The following is a 19,468-nucleotide window of genomic DNA, read 5'->3' as shown; positions in this document are numbered from 1 at the left end:
TATATTTCGGATACTCAAGCTGAACCATATAGGATTTTTTCATATAAAATCCTCAATTAGAATCTTTTGCGTAAAATTTTTAATAAAAATTTTCTCAAGTCTGTAAATTTTATAACTAGCTTATCGTTCTGATTCGTGATTCATACAGCATTCCACCTGTAAGCCATTAGCGAACATACTATACGAAAAGGGTAGTTTTGTCGAATGAGGTAGGTGCAATTCTCAGGAATTATGTAAATGTTTGTAACGACAAAATTTTTTGTTTTACGTTATTTGAAGGTACTGCAATCACACACATCCACAGAACTAGATAATTAGTGACATTATCGCTAAATTCCATAACCATATAAACTTATAAAGCAAATAAAAGGCTTACAATTCCCTAGTTTCTTCCCTGACAATGTCCGATCCCTACGCTTGGATAGAACAATCTCTGGCAACAATTCACCGTGCAGACTGGTATCGTTCGGTACAAACCATCGAGGGTTGTCCTGGTGCGACAGTGTTACTCCAGGGGCAGGAAGTAATTAATTTTGCCAGTAATGACTATTTGGGATTAGCTGGGGATGAGCGTTTGATACTTGCAGCTACTGCTGCTGTGCAAGAATTTGGCACTGGCAGTACTGGTTCCCGACTACTCAGTGGGCATAAAAAAATACACAGAGAACTAGAAAAAGCGATCGCATCCCTCAAGCAAACAGAAGATGCAGTTGTATTCAGTTCCGGCTATCTAGCAAATTTGGGTGCAATTACAGCCTTAGTAAGCAAGCGAGATTTAATTTTAGCTGACCAGTATAATCACTCCAGCCTGAAAAATGGGGCAATTCTTAGTGGTGCCAAAATTGTTGAATACCCCCACTGTGATGTTGAAGCAGTCAAAAGCGAGTTACAAAGATTACGCCCAGACTATCGACGCTGTTTGATCGCTACCGATAGCGTCTTCAGCATGGATGGAGATTTATGTCCTTTACCTGCACTAATTGATCTAGCCCAAGAATTTAGCTGTATGCTGCTAGTCGATGAAGCCCACGCTACTGGGGTATTAGGAAAAACAGGTGCAGGGTGCGTCGAACATTTCGGCTGTACAGGTAAGCAATTAGTACAAATTGGGACATTGAGTAAAGCTTTAGGTAGTTTGGGTGGCTATGTAGCTGGAAGTGCAACACTCATCGACTATTTACGAAATCGCGCCCCGAGTTGGATTTACACTACAGCCCTTTCACCCGCAGATACAGCCGCAGCGTTAGCAGCAATCAATATTATTCAACAAGAACCACAACGCCGCACTCAATTGTGGAAAAATGTAGATTACTTAAAAAACTTAATACACCAATACTTACCCAATCTTAAACTACTACCTTCACAATCACCCATTCTCTGCTTAGAATTTGCTAAGGCAACAGACGCACTGCAAGCAGGAAACCAACTCAAATCTGCTGGCATTTTTGCCCCGGCGATTCGTCCTCCCACTGTTCCTACCAGTAGAATCAGAATTTCTCTCATGGCAACTCATGAGCAAACACATATTAATAAATTAATAGAACAGCTAAGTCTAACATTTCATTAATCCCCAGCGAATAATCTTCCTCAAACCTCCGCGTCCCTCTGCGCTTACTCTGCGTGACTCTGCGTTTAAAAATACTACCTTTTCCGCAAAGCTGGTTTTTATTTCTTCGTGTCTTAGTGTCTACGCTGCGGGAAGCCTCTAGCGCGTCTATGTGGTGAAAAATTTAACTTTTGAACCACAAAGACACTAAGACACAAAGTTAAGCTTTACACTTAGTCTGGACTGTAGTATCTATTTAGTCCTAGTGGATTTACGATTAAAAATATGGTAGTAAAATCGACTTTTAACTTTCTAGCATTCTATCACCACATCACCCCATTAGCCCATCACACCATTATCCTACCTCTTCATCACCCCATCTTTGACTCCGTATTCAGGGTGACGCTTGCTCTATAGAAAGATTAAACTGTGGATAATGTTAATCTAGCTTGGCTGGTAGCAACATTTACATAATTATTAGCGACATTCTTTAACACATAAAACCGTTACCTATATCAAAAGTTAGTTATGTCAGTTCAACAACGTAGTTGCGGTGAAGCCGCCGATTTGATTATAGGTGTTCGCAGCGAAAACCACGACTCGCCGCAAAATACTGCTCCTGTGGGTAGTCTTGCTAGAAGACAAGGGACTATTTCTTCGTTTCTTGCTCCTCTCAAGCAGGATACTTTTAAACAAGTTGTTAAGGAGGTAGAACAAAAGTTACTGATTGTCAATCAAACCCTATCCATGCTGGACTCTCATGGCTTTGAGACAATCTTGCAAGAAATGTTACAGTCTATCACTTTGAAAACAGGGGAATTATTAGGAGCAGACCGAACGACAATATTTTTATTGGATGAAGAAAAACAAGAATTGTGGTCAATTGTAGCTGGGGGGGAGGGCGATCGCTCTTTAGAAATTCGCATTCCGGCTGATAAGGGTATTGCTGGGGAAGTAGCTACTTATAAACGGGTGATCAATATTCCTTTTGATTTTTACGACGATCCACGTTCTCGTTTTGCCCAAGAACAAGAAAAAAGTACCAGCTACCGTACTTACACAATGCTAGCTTTGCCTTTGTTAAATGAGCAAGGGCGGTTAGTGGCTGTGGTGCAATTGCTGAATAAATTAAAATATCCCAACAATTGCCATGCACCACTATCAGAACGAATTGATATTAGAGGCTTTACGAGTGTTGATGAACAGCTATTTCAGGAGTTTGCCCCTTCTATTCGTTTAATTTTGGAGTCGTCGCGCTCTTTTTATGTTGCTACTCAAAAACAAAGAGCCGCAGCAGCACTGATGAAGGCGATCAAATCCCTTTCTCAAAGCAGTCTCGATTTAGAAGACACCCTCAAGCGGGTGATGGATGAAGCCAAGGAATTAATGAACGCTGATCGCAGTACTCTATGGTTAGTAGATCGCGATCGCCATGAATTATGGACGAAAATCACTCAAGATAATGGTTCTACTAAAGAGTTACGTGTCCCCATTGGCAAGGGATTCGCTGGGATAGTCGCAGCATCCGGTAAAACGCTAAATATTCCCTTCGACTTGTATAATCATCCTGACTCGGATACAGCCAAACAAATTGATCAGCAAAATGGCTATCGTACCTGTAGCTTACTTTGTATGCCAGTATTTAACGCTGATCGCGAATTGATTGGTGTCACCCAACTAGTTAATAAAAAGAAAACTGGTGATTTTCCTGTTTATAACCCCGCCGATTGGCCCCTAGCCCCCGAATGTTTCCAAGCTAGTTTTGATCGCAACGACGAAGAGTTTATGGAAGCTTTTAATATTCAAGCGGGAGTAGCACTGCAAAATGCGAAGTTATTTGCCACAGTCAAGCAACAAGAACAAATGCAGCGAGATATTCTCCGCAGTCTTTCTAATGGTGTTATTTCTACGGACCAAAGTGGTCATATTATCGCTGCAAATGAAAGTGCTAAGCGCTTGTTGGGTTTGGAGGCAGCAGACAAACTAGAAGGTAAATTAATTACTGACATCATTCGGATTAAAGAAGGTAACTTTAAAAAATGGTGTCACTATGCTTTAAATGCAGCAGAGATAAAATATCGCGAACAGTATTACCCCGATCGCACTTTAGTATCTCATGACGAAGTGCAACACAGTGTAAATTTATCGATTAACACAATAGCCGATGCTAGCGATCATCGCCAAGTGCGGGGGGCGCTAGTAGTCATGGATGATATTAGTGATGAAAAGCGCCTCAAGAGTACGATGTATCGTTACATGACTCAGGAATTGGCAGAAGAATTACTGAAACTAGACGACGCTAAACTCGGAGGCGATCGCAAAGAAGTTTCAATTTTATTCTCTGATATCCGTGGCTACACCACTTTAACAGAAAACCTAGAAGCGGAGGAAGTGGTAAGTATGCTCAACGAATATTTTGAATCGATGGTAGAAGCTGTATTTAAGTATAAAGGTACTCTTGATAAATACATTGGAGACGCCATCATGGCTGTGTATGGTTCTCCTTTGCCTTTGCAAGAACATGCTTGGATGGCTGTGCAAACATCATTAGAAATGCGCCACCGTCTGCAAGAATTTAATGCCCGTCGTCATGCCCGTAACAAGCCACGCATTAATATTGGTATTGGTATTAATTCTGATGTGGTCATCAGTGGCAATATTGGCTCTAGCAAGCGGATGGAATTTACAGCGATTGGTGATGGAGTCAACCTTGGTTCCCGTCTAGAAAGTGTCAGCAAGCAGTACGGCTGTGACATTATTATTAGTGATAAAACATATCACCCCTGTAAAGATTATATCTGGGCTAGAGAACTAGATTATATTCGTGTGAAAGGTAGAAATGAACCAGTAGCCATATATGAATTAGTAGGCTTGCGTTCCGAAAACATAAGTAGCAAGAAATTGCAAGTAATTGAACATTATCAAAAAGGACGGCATTTTTATCTGAATCGTCAGTTTTTCTCTGCCAAAGCTGAGTTTGCCAAGGTTTTGCAAATAGACAAAAATGACCAAGCTGCAAAGATGCATCATAACCGATGTCTATACTGGTTGCAAAAACCTCCATCAGATGCAGATTGGGATGATGGTGTATGGACGTTTAAGGATAAGTAAAACAAGGGAGATGGGGGACGACTTGGGGGACGGCAAAGAATTTGCTATTATCTTGCCTTCTACAGCAATGCAAGGTGCGATCGCACTTATAAGACACGCAACAAAACAGTATTACATTCTTTGTGTCTTAGTGTCTTTGTGGTTCAAAGATTATCTTTTTCACCACAAAGACACCAAGACGCCAAGAAAAATTCATTTCAACTAGGAAAGCTAATTTTGTTAAAGGAAAGTTGGGCTATAAAATTGCAAGCGTCCGTAACCAAGAAATTGCCCGTAACTTTTTTCACCCGCAGGAAAGGCTTTGACACCAAACAGATAAACCCCGCTAACTCCTGGATTTTGGTAAGGTTTCAGACCAATAGTGATAGTTTTACCTGGTGGGATTGGTGGATCAAATGTCAGTGATACTGTTCTGGTTTTGCGATCGCTTGTCACGTCTTTGAGTTGCTGTTTTTGCCTTTTATCGCGAGGCTTACCTTCAAAAACGACGGTATCTTCTAGGTCGAAGCGGACACGGTCTACTCCTTGATGCTGGTTTATGGTTATTTTTTGCAGTGGTTCTCCAGCATTTTCAGGTAAATTGATTGTAAAATAGTATGTTGCACCCCAGGCATATGTTGTTTTATAGGTAGTAATTGCTCCTTCTAGCGAAGGAGGTTGGACAAAATATACTGTGCCATCTCTAAGCTGCACTGCTTGAGTTTTGAGGACAGCATCTGGTGCGATCGCTATTACTAAAGTTAGTGCTGTACCTAATAACAATGGAAAGCGCATTGCTTTATTTGGCTAAGTTAGCCTAATGTATAAAACTAATTTTTATTATTTGTCTAATATATTTTATCACGCAAAATTAACTTGTATTTTTATTACTTATCAAATATAAATGTAAAAGATAATTGAAATTAGTTGTCAAATTAATTTATTAAGTTAGAAACTAGAGTTATAAATATAAGCAATTATTTATTTACCATGAATACTGTTTCTAGTTTCGGCTTCAAGCGTCCGACTTTGCAATCAATTGTGATGCTAACTTTGGGCTTCTGGCTCAGTGCTAGTTTGCTTTTAGACTGGGTGATTATGCCTAGTCTTTATGTGTCTGGTATGATCACACAAGCCAGTTTTGCTACAGCAGGTTACGTTATTTTCTGGAATTTTAACCGTATAGAATTATTGGCTGCTGGTTTGGTGTTAACTTGTGTTTTAGCTCTTAATCAAACTCAATCTCACTGGCGGTCTGGTAGCCTGATTTTATCAATACTGCTGTTAGCTATATCACTCACTACCACCTATTGGTTAACACCGGAAATGTCTGCTATCGGAATGCAACTAAACCTGTTTGACACGACAACAAAAGTCCCAGCGAATATGAATTTATTGCATGGTGGTTATTGGCTATTGGAAGTTATCAAATTAGTAGCAGGTGGTACGCTTTTAAGCTGGTGCTGGCGGCAATAGAATTTGTAGAAACGCACTATATATAGTAGGACGTCTCTACAATTCATCTTGAGAAGTTTCATCTTTAAACCACAGCAGGCGTACAGCAAGTATGGCAAATCCCACAGCAGCGATCGCTTTTAACAACCTCGTGGGTAAAAATTCTGCCACAGCCCCACCTGCTAATGCTCCCAACAAACTAGTTAACAGTAACGCCCCAGCAGTTCCAAAGAACACAGCGCGAGGAGATTGGCTACGCCCAGAAAGGGCGATCGCTGCTAGTTGACTTTTATCGCCTAACTCAGAGAGAAAAACGGTGATAAAGCTTAATCCTAAAAGATGCCAGTTCATAAATTTTGTTGGTTGGTGATTGGTAGTTGGTGGTTGTTTGAAGTTTTGCAACCAACAAACAACCACTAACAAAGAACAATTAAGAAATTACATCCCAAAACAGCATCAGGGAAATCAACAGCAGCATTACTCCTGCTGCTTTTTCTACAGTTTTTGGAGAAAGGCGACTAGCGATCCAACTACCCAGAAGTACACCTAATAAGCTAGTTGTAATCAGTGCTGCTGCGGAACCGACAAAAACAACCCACGGTGAATGTGATTCTGCACTCATGAGTAAAGTGGATAGCTGTGTCTTATCACCAATTTCCGCTAGAAAAATGGTTAAGAAAGTGGTGACGAAAATAGTTATGGGTGACTGCTTTTGAGTACAATCAGCAACAGCAGGTGATGGTGAAGTGACTGTAGTAATACTCGTATTGCTATCAAGATTTTCTGTTATTTGTTGCTGACTTTTAGAATATAGAGATGCGCTAGGGCGAGTCTCCACAGAATTGTACTGAGATGTACTAGCAGCACTCATGGGTAGGGAATCAAGTTTCACAGGCAGTAGTTTGATCTAATTATTTTTCATATTCTTCTCATTTTCTCAGATTGTTGTTACAAATTGCAACCCTGCAATTAGAAAATTATTGCCTCTCACCACATCTGTCCTAAGGAACAAAGGTGGGGATTGATATCATATCCGACTAATTGCTTATGATATAAAGCTTGGGCATTAAGCATTACCATTACCTATTACCGATTACCGACTCCAACGAATAATATGAGTGTTCAACTAGCAATGTGTTAACTCACCAGCACTCACAAACCGTTCTACTGTAGAAACCAGTTCCTGTTCTACATAAGGTTTGGTAAGATAGGCGATCGCTCCCAGATGTTGGGCCATTTGACCGTAAATTTGCACACTCCGAGATGTCAGAATAATGACAGGTCTACGTCCTACCTGAGGATCTTGTTGTAGACGACTGAGGAATTCCAGTCCATTCATATGCGGCATTTCTAAATCAGAAATCACTAGCTGAATTTCAGGATGTTGTTGTAATTTTTCTAGTGCTTCTAAACCATTTTCTGCTTGCAAGACTTGATAACCAAATTTTTGCAAAGTTAGGGAGAGAGTTTGACGAAAGCTAAGGTTGTCGTCCACAATCAGTATGACTTTGGATGCAGATGCTGAGTTTAACAATGGCAGAGATTGGGTCGTGTCCGTAGAGAGTTGGAACCAACTGTTTTGTTGCAGAATCTCTGCTACTGGTAGCCGCATGTAGTCTAACTGCGGTTGTATTCTTTGTTGTTGTGTTTGTGTTAACAAAGCGCCATCAATTACTAAAACTAGCGTCCCATCTGCTAAGGTTGTACAACCATAAACATATTTTGGTGGTGCGATCGCGCTTCCCAAAGGTCTAATTACTAGTTCTTGTTCACCTATGATTTGGTCAACAACTAAAGCTAAAATTTCTTGTTGACAACGTAATAACAATACAGGTGAATTAAGCGATTCTAGAACAGGAGATTCGCGATCGCAGTCACTATAAGGCATTAACTGTGCCATTTGCTGTAAAGTGACTATGTACTCATTTTGTTCTGTTTGTAGGTGCAGAACTTGTTTACCATCAAATACTTTGATTTGTTCAGGACTTGGTATGAGGATTTTCTGGATACTATCCAACAGTAGTGCGTAAGTCACACCCTCTGCTTGCACCAGCATCAGTTTTTCTGTAGTCATAGAAAAAGGAATCGTCAGGATAAATGTTGTTCCCTGTCCGGGTAGAGATTGCACTGTCACTGAACCATTGAGTGCTTGTAATTGCGATCGCACAATATCTAAGCCCACTCCCCGTCCGGAAATTTCGCTGACTTGATCAGTGGTAGAAAATCCTGGTTGAAACAAGAATTCGAGGAGTTGATTTAATGTAATAGAAGTATTGTCTGCACTCATCAAACCAAGTTGTACGGCTTTGGTGTAAATCTTGTGGAAATTTAATCCTTGTCCATCATCTCGGACTTCAATCACTGTTTGGCTACCGCGATGGTAAGCAGAAATTTCAATTACACCTTGTTCTGGTTTACCTTGTTGACGGCGGACTTCTGGAAGTTCAATACCGTGGTCAAAAGCATTACGCAATAATTGCAGCAGAGGATCATATAATTTTTCAGCGATCGCCTTATCGACTAAAACTTGTGTACCAGTCAGTTGCAACTGCACCTGCTTGCCATATACTTGACTCAGATGTTGCAACATGTGGGGAAAACGCTCTACAACGTATCCCACAGGTAACATCCGTGCTGATACTAGCTGATCAATCACATTGAGTACTAGAGATTGCTGCTTGTGTTGCATTTGCTGGGATTGTTGTAAAACTGCATTGAGAGAATCTGCTGTCTTTTTTAATTGCAGTGTGTCTTCTAATCCATTTTGATGTTGATGTAATTGCTGCAACAACTGTTTGATAATGTCTTTGAGTTTTTCGTTTTGCAAATTGTAGCGTTGTTCGCTAATCAATAATTCTCCAACTAAATAATCAAGGCGTTGTAAATCTTCAACATCCACACGCACGAAGGTTTTTTGACGCGAAATGCTTAACACATCTGGTTTCACGTCACTTTTGGGAATAATTTTAGACTCTGCCGTGACAGTAGAACAAATATTTTTTGGTGTTTCTGGTATTGGAATTGAAAATTTTTCTATGTCTAATTTTTGTATCTGGTTACTCTGATAACTCTCGTTATAGATAACTAATTCTTGTAATTGATAATTTTCTTCTATAATTTTATTATTAATGCTAGGTAATATAATTTGCGAATTTTTAATTAAATCCTGTAATTTACAACTTGTAAACCATTGTTTTTCTTGACGATTTACAGGCGGATATTGCTTGTATTCTTGGGCTATAGCTTTAATTTGTTCGGCAAGTATTTCTAATACAACATTTTGAACTTTTCCTTTTTGAGCTTGTAGGCGTGTCACTGCTAAAATAACAGTTAAAATTACGCCTTGGCGATACAGAATTAGGCTATAACTATCTTCTTTTTCACAGATAAATTGCCAAAATCGTTTTAGCCAATCGGGAATATGATCGTGGCTGGGAAGATTTGCAACTTGGGGAACAAGTAAAGATAAATTTAATTCCGAAGTAGGAATTTTGAATTCCTGTTCCCACCAAGCTAAAAGATAGTAGACTACTTGGAGATATAATCTTGCTGTTTGAGGTTTTAAACACTGACCTTTAACTTGAAAGTGTTGAGTTAAAAATTGATATAATTCTTCAATTTCTGCATTTAAATGAATTTCGTTGGGTGCTTGGATTTTTGTTGTAAATTGTTGCCAAGCCTGAGAAAGTGTGCCACCTTGAGTGCGATCGCCTGCTAACACATCACTTTGGGCTTGTTGTAAATCAGCTAATGCTATCTCTGCTATTTGGAAAACTTCCTGTGGATGGGTTTCTAATGCCTTGATAATCGCTTCAGCAATATTACATAAACCTGGTAAACTTAACGACTCACCCAAGCCAAGGAATACCTCTGCTTCGGAACGTAATAACTCAGCGATCGCTTCAGCATCTGTAGTGGATTGCAATGCTGTTGCGATCGTCTCTAGCCTTTGTTGCACACCAGTTTCAAAAATTGACTGAATAATGTCAAATCCTAATTCTGCGGATGTGGGAATATGATTACTATCTGTAAATGCATCTCCCAGTTTTTCTTGTAACTTAGCGAACACTGTTGCTGAACGTTGCAAAATCTCTTGTTCATCGATTGTCGTTCCCGTCAATTCTGCTGTAATTGGTAAACGTAGACACTCATAAGCCTCTACCAGCAATGTTTGCAGTTGGGCATCTATAACAACATCAGGATGATAGAGACATTTGACTACATCTTCTAGGTAATGGGCTACTTTACTAATGACTTCCAATCCGACATTAGCAGCTCCACCTTTGATTGTATGGGTTGCCCGCATCAAATTATGTACTTTGGCATGACTAAAATCAGTCGATAAAGTAAACAGTTCTTGTTCAACTTGATGCAGTAATTCTGGTGCTTCTGCCAGGAAATAGATGTAACCTTGTTCGCGAATTGCAGAGTCTGTGATCATGGTATCACTCGGGAGGTGGGGAGGTGTGAGGAGTGTGGGGAGTAAGTAGTTTAAAGAACAACTAACTACTAACCACTAACTACTAACCAATGTACAGACGTGCCATGGCACGTCTGGTACAACCAAACCAACAACCAAACCAACAACTAACCAACTTTAAATTGACTGGCTGTTGTGAGTAATTCTTTGGCTGTTGCAAGAAGTTGTTGAAATACGGCGGCTAAAGCTTGGGCTTGGGCGACGGTATTATGGGAAATTTCAGCGACTTGTTGCATGGAGGTGGTAACAGAAACAGATCGTGTGGTTTGAGTTTGGGTAGCTGCGGTAATTTGTTCTATCAATTGACTAATATTCGTTGTGGCTGCTACTATCTCGTTGAGGTTATGGCGGGTATTGTTAACTAGGTTGGTTCCTTCTAGTACTTGTTGAATACCTGTTTGCATTGCCATTGCTACGTCTGTGGTTTCTGCTTGAATCTCTTGCACCAGTTTTTCAATTTCGGTTGTAGCCGTCGCTGACTGGCGAGACAGAGAACGAACTTCATCGGCAACGACTGCGAAACCTTTGCCGTATTCGCCAGCGCGAGTGGCTTCTATGGCTGCGTTCAAGGCTAGGACATTTGTTTGTGTAGCAAAGTTACTAATTAAGTTGACTACTTTGGAGATATTCTGAGAAGATTCGCTTAAACGCTGAATTTTTTTGCTGGTTTGGGCGACGGTTTCGCGAATAGCTTGAATTGCTTCAACTGTCTGGTTCATGGCGCGATCGCCAGCTGTCAAAGTTTGGTTTGCTTTCTCTACAGCGACTTGCACTAAATCAGCACTGTGAGCGACTGCTTGGCTGGAGTCTCCCATCAGTTTAATTTCAGCTAAAGCTATAGAGATTTCCTGGGACTGCTGCTGTGCCAAATTGATCACGTCTACAAGGGATGCGTCACTATCTTGAGAAGTTTGGGCGACTTGCTGGGCGGCTTTTTGTACTTGTATGACTATCTGTCGCAGTGCTTGCAAGGTGTTGTTATAAGCATCGGCAATTGTCCCCAACTCATCATCTGTGATCGGGGCGCGGACGGTCAAATCTCCTCCCAAGGCTGGACGAAGGGCTGTGAGGGTTTGAATGCAACGTTGTTGGAATAACTCTTTTGCTGCTTTTTCTTTGGCAGCTACTGCTGCTAGTTGGGTTGACTGGGTTTGGAGTTGTTGCAGATATTCAACTTGTTGTAACGCCAGTCCTAACTGATCGCCGACTCTGGCAAGTAAGTTGATTTCCCACTCTTGCCAATGGCGGGGTTGGGAATTTTGATAGGCGGCGAGAATACCCCACAATTTGTCCCCAAAGAAGATCGGTGAAACTACATAGGCTTTGGCTTCAAATTCTTCTAATAGTTCGATGTAACAAGCTGACAATCCTTGTTGATGGATATCATCAATGGCAAGGCTTTCACCCTTTGCCAGTCGTCCCCCTTTGGTTTCCTGCAAATAGGTATCTTCCCAGAACTTGTTAACTTCTGTACCTACCAAGCGCCCCCAAGCACTAGCAACAGATTCGGCAATAAATTCGCCACTCCAATCATCACGGAAATGGTACACAGCCACGCGATCGCAACGTAATTGTTGGCGGAGTTCTTGAGTTGTGGTTTTGAAAACCGTGTCTACGTCTGGTGATTGCCGCAGGCGATTGGTAATCTTACTGTAAGCTTTTTCTTGTTCGGCAATTTGGGTTAACTGGTCTGATTTTTCTTGCAACTTTTCCAAGTACTCAGTCTGAATGATGGCGACACCAAACCCCATACCAATCTGAGCTAAAAAACTAATTTCCCATTCTTGCCATTTTCTCGCACCAGAGTTTTGATAAGCGGCTAGCAGTCCCCATAATTTTTCTCCAGAAAATACGGGCGCGATCATGTAAGCTTTGGCTTCAAATTGTTCTAAAATATCTATATGACACTGGGATAATCCTGCCTTGTAAATGTCATCAACTGTAAAGCTTTCACTACGAGCATAACGTCCGCCTTTGGTATCTTGGAGATGGGTGTCTGCCCAGACTGTTCTAATATCAGGCCCTACCAAACGCACCCAGCCATTACCAACCGATTCCGCAATAAATTCACCACTCCAGTCAGAGTTAAATTGATAAAGGGCAACGCGATCGCAACGCAGTAAGTTACGCACTTCTTGAGTGGAAGTTTGGAAAAACTGATCAACGTTGGCAACGCGGACAATTTTATCAATCACCTTACCAACAGCTTTTTTTGCCTGGGCTTGCTGTTGCTGTTCCTTTTGAAATTGAAACCTCTGCAAGGCATAAGTCAATTCTGTCGCTACTTGTGTCAGCAAATTAATTTCTGCTTCTTGCCATTGGCGCGACATCCCACATTGATGAACTGCTAACAATCCCCACAATTCACCTTCTACAAGAATCGGTACTGACACACTAGCTTTGACTTGAAATTTTTCCCACAACTGACGTTGATAAGGAGTAGGTTCTACCTGGTTGATATCTGTAATTGTGATCGGTTCTGAGTAATCTGGAGTTGTGTCAACACCAAATACAATAGTAGACAAGTTTTCACCAAATGCAGGTGTCCAACCAATAGTTTTGGACTCAGCCAACACCACACCTGTATCCAGATTGTGCCAACGATAAATTAAGGCGCGATCGCCTGCGATGATTTCCCGTACCGCTTTAGTTGTGACTTGAAACAGTGTATCTGCATCTGTGGCTTGTCGCATCTGCTTGGCGATCGCTTGCCATTGTTTTCGCCAATTTTTAAATGCTTGAGAGATATCTGTTGTTTCTAAAATTTCTTCTTGATTAACAACAAAACTATTTTCTGGATAATTGTCATAGGTAATTGTCATGAATAGAACCTCTATTTATATAAATATGTTTATTAACCTTCAGCATCTATCAGCAGTCCATGAAATACCTTTCCTTGTCACCCTACTAATTTCCTACCCCAATTTGTGCTTGAAATATTGCTTTTGTATTCAAACTAATTAATATTTCTTCACTAGGACTGATAAAGTAACCTTGTACAAAAGGAGATAATTCCAGAGAAAATAAATGTTCATCTGGTGATTTTAGAAACTGTATATCCAGATTTTCAATATCTCGAATTTCACGTACCAAAATTCCCAAAGACTTGCCTTGATACTGGAGTTTTATCACCATCAATTTAGAAAATAAATCTGTTTGTGATCCTAAAGGAGGATAACCAAACATCCTTTCCAAATCAACTAGCCATAGCATCTCACCACGCCAATTGTATACACCGACAACACAACTAGACACTTGTGGTACTCGACAAATATTTGTCAAGTCAATAGTGAATATTTCCTGGACATGTTCTAAGGTGATAAGCGCTATGTATTTATCCTTTAAAGTCAAGCTTAAATATCTTTGCTTGTTTTCTGTTTTCATCTCTTGCCGATCACTTAATTAATTGCTTCACCGTAACCACAAGCTCATCTTGATTGATTGGTTTACTGAGATAAGCATCACCGCCTAACATATTGCCCCATAACTTATCAACTTCGCTATTTTTCGTAGAACAAAAAATTACAGGAATTTTATTTGTGGCAGGGTTACTTTTAATTTCTCGACATATCTCAAAACCACTTTTTCCTGGTAAAATTACATCGAGAAAAATTAAATCTGGCTGACTTTGTAACAGCTTTTCTTCTGCTTCTTCACTACTTTTTGCTTTAATAACGGAATATCCAGCTTGTTGTAAGCAATTACAAATTAGTTCTAAATCAGTTAATCCATCTTCTACAACTAAAACAGTATTCATAGCAAAATCAAATCTTTTTTGCAAAAAGAGCAATAACATGTATTAGCAACAGTTTGGAGATATTATAGTAGGGTGACAGGAAAAATATTTATCATATCTCCACTGATTTTTTTATTCTGAGATATTTGTTGTTAAATAGGTTCAGTATCAATACGTATAATTTACAAAATTTACATTTTTTAATATAGATAAATTCTTGAATTTATCACTTACTAAGATTAACAAAAGACTTCACTGGCAAATATTTGTTTAGCATAGCCATAACTTGCTCAACTACAATTGGCTTATTGAGAAAATCTGTAGAGCCTACGACTTTAGCGCGAGTTCTGTCAAAAATTCCATCACTACCAGTTAAAATAATTATTGGCGTATTAGCAAAAAAAGAAATTTTTCTTAATTGAGCGCAAATTTCATAACCACTAGTGCATGGCATCATTAAATCTAAGAAAATTAAATCTGGCTTTTGCTCAATTAAATTTACTAAAGCTTGTGTAGAGTCTTGAATATGAATAAATCTCAAGCCATTATCAATAATAATTTTTCCCAATGTCTGACCTAATTGTGGACTATCATCTACATAAGCAACTAGTTGATTTCTGTGTTTTATTAGAAATTTATCTACAGATGTTGTAGCGTTATTAGATAAATTTAAATACCAGTCTTTAACTTCTTTTAGTTGAATTTTCCCTTGGTTGATATGTGGTAATAAATAACGAGTAATAGGCAAAATATCTTGTTTTATTTTTATTGCAATATCACGCAAAGTATAGTTACCATTAAGCAAAGTTATAAAAATTTTGTATACACTTTGACTAACTTGGTATTGCAGTTGTTCTGGTTGATTTAGGGAAGGTGCTAAATTAGGAGAAATTGCTGCTAAATCCGCTTTTGCCCAATTCTGCCATAATTGGTATGTACGGCGCAGAATAATTTCTGTGTTTGTAAAAATAATCGGCACATCTAAAACGACTTCTGAACGGCGATCGCAAAATACGTGAGTACAATGTGCCTCCTGGATGATATCAAATAATATTTCTGTAACGGTATTCTCTACAATTGTATTTATTTGTGACCATTCTATTTTTTGCATTTGATGTAAGGTTCTCAATAACTGGTAATCCCAGTTATTGATTGATAGATTTTGCCAACGCCATTGTAGACTCTGTAAATCAACTTGTGGAAAATTTTGAGCCATATGTCTGCGTAAGCGCCGATGGGGGTGAACACCACCTGTTCCCCAAATAATACTTCCTCGATGATAGTAAATACGAAATTTATGATGATAACTAGTTGTAATATCTAACGCGCCACTATACTGCGTCTGATTAAGGTGTAAGAATTCCAATAGTAAATTCTTCACATTCATCTGTTGCAAACAATCCATTTTGATTTGCTCCTAAAAAAATATATATTGTGCAGTACATCAAAATTACTTATATCTATTTATAATTTGATTATTGCAATTGCTTGAAAAATTTTATACCGTAAAAATTCTGATTTTTTAAATCTAGCTCCAATGTTACAGCTATGAGCTACTATTAGTTATCTAGGTAATTTTATTTAACAAATAAATACTATGTAAATATTGATTTTTCCTAATAGCAAAAATTTTAATATCTAGCTATTAAATAATTGCGGAAAAATAAAAATATATTCCCAAAAATCAAAATTTTTTTTCTAGTTTTTATGCTTTTTATATAAAACTAATTCCATCGCCTGAAAAATTATTTGATTGCAGGATGTAGATATTTGCGTATTAAAGCCATGGTTTTATCAACGGTAATAGGTTTGGAAATAAATTCTGTTGCACCTATTACCCTAGTACGAATTCTGTCTAAAAGATCATCTTGGCTGGTGAGAATAATAATTGGTGTATTTGTAAAGGTAGAGATACGTCGTATTTGTGTACACATTTCATAACCATTAATTACTGGCATGATCAGATCTAAAAATATTAAATCTGGTTTATTTTGAATTAAATTAGGTAATGCTTGAATAGGGTCTTGAATTTTAAGACATCTAAAGCCATTTGGTACCAGCATTTGCTCTAGCATTTGACAAACTTGTGGACTATCATCTATGCAGGCTACAAGTGGGGGTTTAGGTGCGTGTGGTGGAGATGATGAAACATTTTTGCCATGAACTAGTTGCAACATCGGTAGATCGGGAACTTCTACGAGTTCTATCACACCTTTAAGGATAAAGGGTAGTAGAGAGCGTGTAACTGGTAAAACATTTTGTTTAAGTTTGATTGCTAAATCACGTAAGGTATGCTTACCAGTCATTAAAGAAATAAACTTCTGATATATTTGGGGGCTAACTTGTTGTTGTAGCTCCTCTGGTTGACATACTATTGGTGCTAAATTAGGAGAAAATTTTGCTAAACCTGCTGCTAACCAAGCTTGCCATAATTGTTGTGCTTCCTGCAAAGCCATCTGTACATTTGTAAAACTCATTGGTGAATTTAAAATAATTTGCTGTTGGCGTTCATAGTTGATTACACTGTAATTTGCTTGTTGTATTAAATCAAATAGCAATTCATGAATAGTGCTTTCTGTAATGGTGTTAACCTGTTCTCTGTTGATTTTCTGTTGAGAATACAAAGTTTCTAGGACACGATAATCCCAATAATCTCTTGATAGATCAATGAAGTGCGATCGCACTTGTGCAATATCAATTTGTGGACAATGTTGTGCCATTAGTCTACGCCAACGCCGGAAAGGATGAGAACCCCCAGTTGCCCATACAATCCTACCTAAACGATAGTAAAAAGTATAGACTTGTCCCTTAACTATTTTGATTTTTAATTCACCGTTATATTGTAATTTTATGCAATTGTTAAATTCATTAATCAGTTGTGAGAAATTACTTTTTTCTGTAAAACTCATCATTTTATTATCCATTGTCTCAATTATAGAATTGTTAAACAATCACTAAACGCAAAATTATCTTTGATAGATTAACAAATATGAATCAAAAACAAGTTTATTTTGATTAAAAACTGTTGATTTTACTTAATTTTATGATGGATATTTTGTCTCATCTTTTGACTAGATTTATAGAGTCAGCCGTTACTTGAAGATGAACTATAGTCGAGTACGATTTATTATATTATTCAATTATTACAACCGTAATAACAGTAAAAATACTGTATTTTTTATCACTCGCTTAACAAAAGTATTTATTCGCAAGGGTTTTTCCCAAAAACTTGGAAGAATCTTCAGCTTTCAACCGTTGTATAAAATCTTTTTCAGTCTAATTGCATACTTGCCTAGCGATCGCTTACTGTTGCAGATTCTGCCTAATTCTACCCGTGTGAGGAAGGCACATAGAACTGCCACATCATAATTAATGTGCGATCGCAGACATTTACAAATTTTAACGCCTCTTATACTTTTGAATGTTGAATTTTGAACTTTGAATTCCCTTGCTTTTCCGATCCTTCTAAAGGTAAGAAGACTGTTAAAACCTCTCCATAACGAGGACGCTCACGCACAATCAATTTGCCACCAATAGCCTGAAATAAATGCTTAGTGGCATTGAGATTCAAGCTGATTGTACCTGTTTCTGGTTGGAACATCAGTAACTGACCAAGAGCCTTGCGAATTGGTGGCGTACAGTTTGATACAATTGCTGCGTCATTATCCCTCACCAGAGGCAATAATTGCAACTTTAGTTGATCGCCAGCAGGAATAACCTGTACTTGAATATGGCTACCCGCAGGTAAATTACGGGTGAAATTTTCTATTAAACCTGTGAGAACCCGGTCGAGCATGGTAGGATTGCTAACTACAGTCGGCAAATCCTGGGGTAAAACTACATCCAACTTCAAGTTACGCCGACTAGCTGCTTCTTGCCAACGGGGAATACTCGCCTGTAACACCTGCTCCAGACTCATTGCTGTCAGTTGATGGCTTGTAGCTTTATCTGTAGCAGATGTTTCTAGTTCGGCTGCTCTAAACAGCAATTCCATCCTGTCTATCTGCTCGGTACACTCACGATCAATAACTTTCAATCGCTTAATGACATTGGCAGGTAAATCGCGCTGTTTCAGCAATAGTCTAGTGATAGTGCGAATAGTTGTCAAAGGAGTACGGACTTCATGAGCAAAAGCTTGCAGCATTTCCACATCAGGATTTGGTGATGCAGAGTAAGAGGAATTCATCTCAGCTTTTTGTTCCTGCTCAAGCGATCCCTCTATTGCTTCCCTTGTTCCTAGCCCCCAGTCCCTTGTCCCTTCTTGCTCCGGTAATTCCGCTAGCAACAATTGGCTAAACTGCATGACTGTGCGATAATCTGGTGCAGTAGGGTAATAGTTCTGTACTGTCTCCTCAAGTTCAGCAAACAAATCAGGATTACTCAACATTACCCGTGCGCTCAATGCTCGCCACGCCTGCTGCACTACCTCTGAATCAAAGGAAAATAAAAAGGTTTTTTGACCGTTTTCTTCTGCTAAAACTAGAACTAATCTAAATTTTTTCGTAAAAATCAGACAAAACTGCTCTTTTGCTAACGGATCTGTTTTTAGCAAAGGTAAAATTGACTTATTAAAGATAGTTGCTTCTGCTGCGATCGCAACTTCCTGATCAGACATCTGAAATGGCATTAATGCCAAATGATTAAACGGTTCTGCTGTAAAAGCTATTGACTGCAACTTTTGAGTCAACTTGGGATCATCAAACACAGGTGCTGGCGCAGCTAAAACCAATCCTTGCGTTACATCTCCGTCAAGCGTTCTCAAGGTATCTAACAGCAATTGTTGTGTAGCCGCCACGCATAAGCGCCACTGTTGTTGAGCCTTTGTAGATGAACAAGAACCCATAGTTGATTGACTATCGGCTAATACTTCGCTCAGACTAGGCAAGATCCATTTGTACACAGGTATTCACCCCTTAGTTCAACAGCGACATCCAGCGTTTAAGGCAGAGTTTTCACTACTTTTTCACTGTTACTTACGAGGTTATCGATCTTTGTGCAATGGTGAAAGTCGTATAACCGAACAATAGAGGCGCAATTTCCGTTGATGTTATTTGTAGTGGTTGATTGTTGATTGTTGGTTGTTACTTATTCTTTAAACGGCGTTGCTGAATCAAAATATGAATTTACAATTTACGGGTGTGACCAGACGTAGCATTGCTAC

General features: G+C 39.0%; 13 protein-coding genes. 3 read left to right on the top strand and 10 right to left on the bottom strand.

Annotated elements, in window-relative coordinates; translation table 11 throughout:
* Nucleotides 1-400 precede the first annotated feature (400 nt).
* Together bioF and NIES592_RS16175 are read left to right on the top strand one after the other, a co-directional pair.
* Nucleotides 401-1,567: an 8-amino-7-oxononanoate synthase gene (gene bioF, locus NIES592_RS16180; RefSeq protein WP_073556293.1), complete on the top strand. Its 1,167-nt coding sequence runs from the start codon at nt 401-403 to the stop codon at nt 1,565-1,567.
* A gap of 507 nt (nt 1,568-2,074) precedes the next feature.
* Nucleotides 2,075-4,657, top strand: coding sequence for a GAF domain-containing protein (locus tag NIES592_RS16175; RefSeq protein ID WP_062245145.1), 2,583 nt, complete (start codon nt 2,075-2,077; stop codon nt 4,655-4,657).
* 219 nt (nt 4,658-4,876) lie between these two features.
* On the opposite strand, the gene NIES592_RS16165 is transcribed toward NIES592_RS16175, so the two are convergent.
* Entirely contained in the window at nt 4,877-5,431 is a 555-nt protein-coding gene (locus NIES592_RS16165) for a DUF2808 domain-containing protein (protein WP_062245148.1), read from the bottom strand.
* 195 nt (nt 5,432-5,626) lie between these two features.
* Between NIES592_RS16165 and NIES592_RS16160 the strand changes: the two genes are divergently transcribed.
* Nucleotides 5,627-6,112, top strand: a complete 486-nt coding sequence (locus NIES592_RS16160) for a DUF4149 domain-containing protein (protein WP_073556291.1) — start codon at nt 5,627-5,629, stop codon at nt 6,110-6,112.
* Nucleotides 6,113-6,148: 36 nt separating this feature from the next.
* Here the strand turns inward: NIES592_RS16160 and NIES592_RS16155 are convergent, their stop codons facing one another.
* The 9 genes from NIES592_RS16155 to NIES592_RS16115 form a co-directional block, all read right to left on the bottom strand.
* Nucleotides 6,149-6,442 (bottom strand): TMEM165/GDT1 family protein, encoded by a 294-nt coding sequence (locus NIES592_RS16155; protein WP_009457882.1) that lies wholly within the window; start codon nt 6,440-6,442, stop codon nt 6,149-6,151.
* 79 nt (nt 6,443-6,521) lie between these two features.
* Nucleotides 6,522-6,962 (bottom strand): TMEM165/GDT1 family protein, encoded by a 441-nt coding sequence (locus NIES592_RS16150; protein WP_084552339.1) that lies wholly within the window; start codon nt 6,960-6,962, stop codon nt 6,522-6,524.
* Between the two features lie 255 nt (nt 6,963-7,217).
* Nucleotides 7,218-10,532 (bottom strand): hybrid sensor histidine kinase/response regulator, encoded by a 3,315-nt coding sequence (locus NIES592_RS16145; protein ID WP_073556289.1) that lies wholly within the window; start codon nt 10,530-10,532, stop codon nt 7,218-7,220.
* Between the two features lie 146 nt (nt 10,533-10,678).
* Complete coding sequence (locus tag NIES592_RS16140; protein ID WP_073556288.1) at nt 10,679-13,393, bottom strand: GAF domain-containing protein; 2,715 nt, start codon at nt 13,391-13,393, stop codon at nt 10,679-10,681.
* A gap of 85 nt (nt 13,394-13,478) precedes the next feature.
* Nucleotides 13,479-13,955 (bottom strand): chemotaxis protein CheW, encoded by a 477-nt coding sequence (locus NIES592_RS16135; protein ID WP_062245161.1) that lies wholly within the window; start codon nt 13,953-13,955, stop codon nt 13,479-13,481.
* A 10-nt stretch (nt 13,956-13,965) separates the two neighbouring features.
* Entirely contained in the window at nt 13,966-14,328 is a 363-nt protein-coding gene (locus tag NIES592_RS16130) for a response regulator transcription factor (protein WP_016864813.1), read from the bottom strand.
* 205 nt (nt 14,329-14,533) lie between these two features.
* Complete coding sequence (locus tag NIES592_RS16125; RefSeq protein WP_073556287.1) at nt 14,534-15,712, bottom strand: response regulator; 1,179 nt, start codon at nt 15,710-15,712, stop codon at nt 14,534-14,536.
* 340 nt (nt 15,713-16,052) lie between these two features.
* Entirely contained in the window at nt 16,053-17,219 is a 1,167-nt protein-coding gene (locus tag NIES592_RS16120; RefSeq protein ID WP_256678151.1) for a response regulator, read from the bottom strand.
* 497 nt (nt 17,220-17,716) lie between these two features.
* Nucleotides 17,717-19,207, bottom strand: coding sequence for a sensor histidine kinase (locus NIES592_RS16115; protein WP_073556285.1), 1,491 nt, complete (start codon nt 19,205-19,207; stop codon nt 17,717-17,719).
* Nucleotides 19,208-19,468: the final 261 nt, after the last annotated feature.

The organism is Fischerella major NIES-592 (assembly GCF_001904645.1).
In the GTDB taxonomy this organism is placed as follows: domain Bacteria; phylum Cyanobacteriota; class Cyanobacteriia; order Cyanobacteriales; family Nostocaceae; genus Fischerella; species Fischerella thermalis.
The sequence above is the reverse complement of the archived record's forward strand: the minus strand, read 5'-3'. Positions and strand labels throughout refer to the sequence as shown.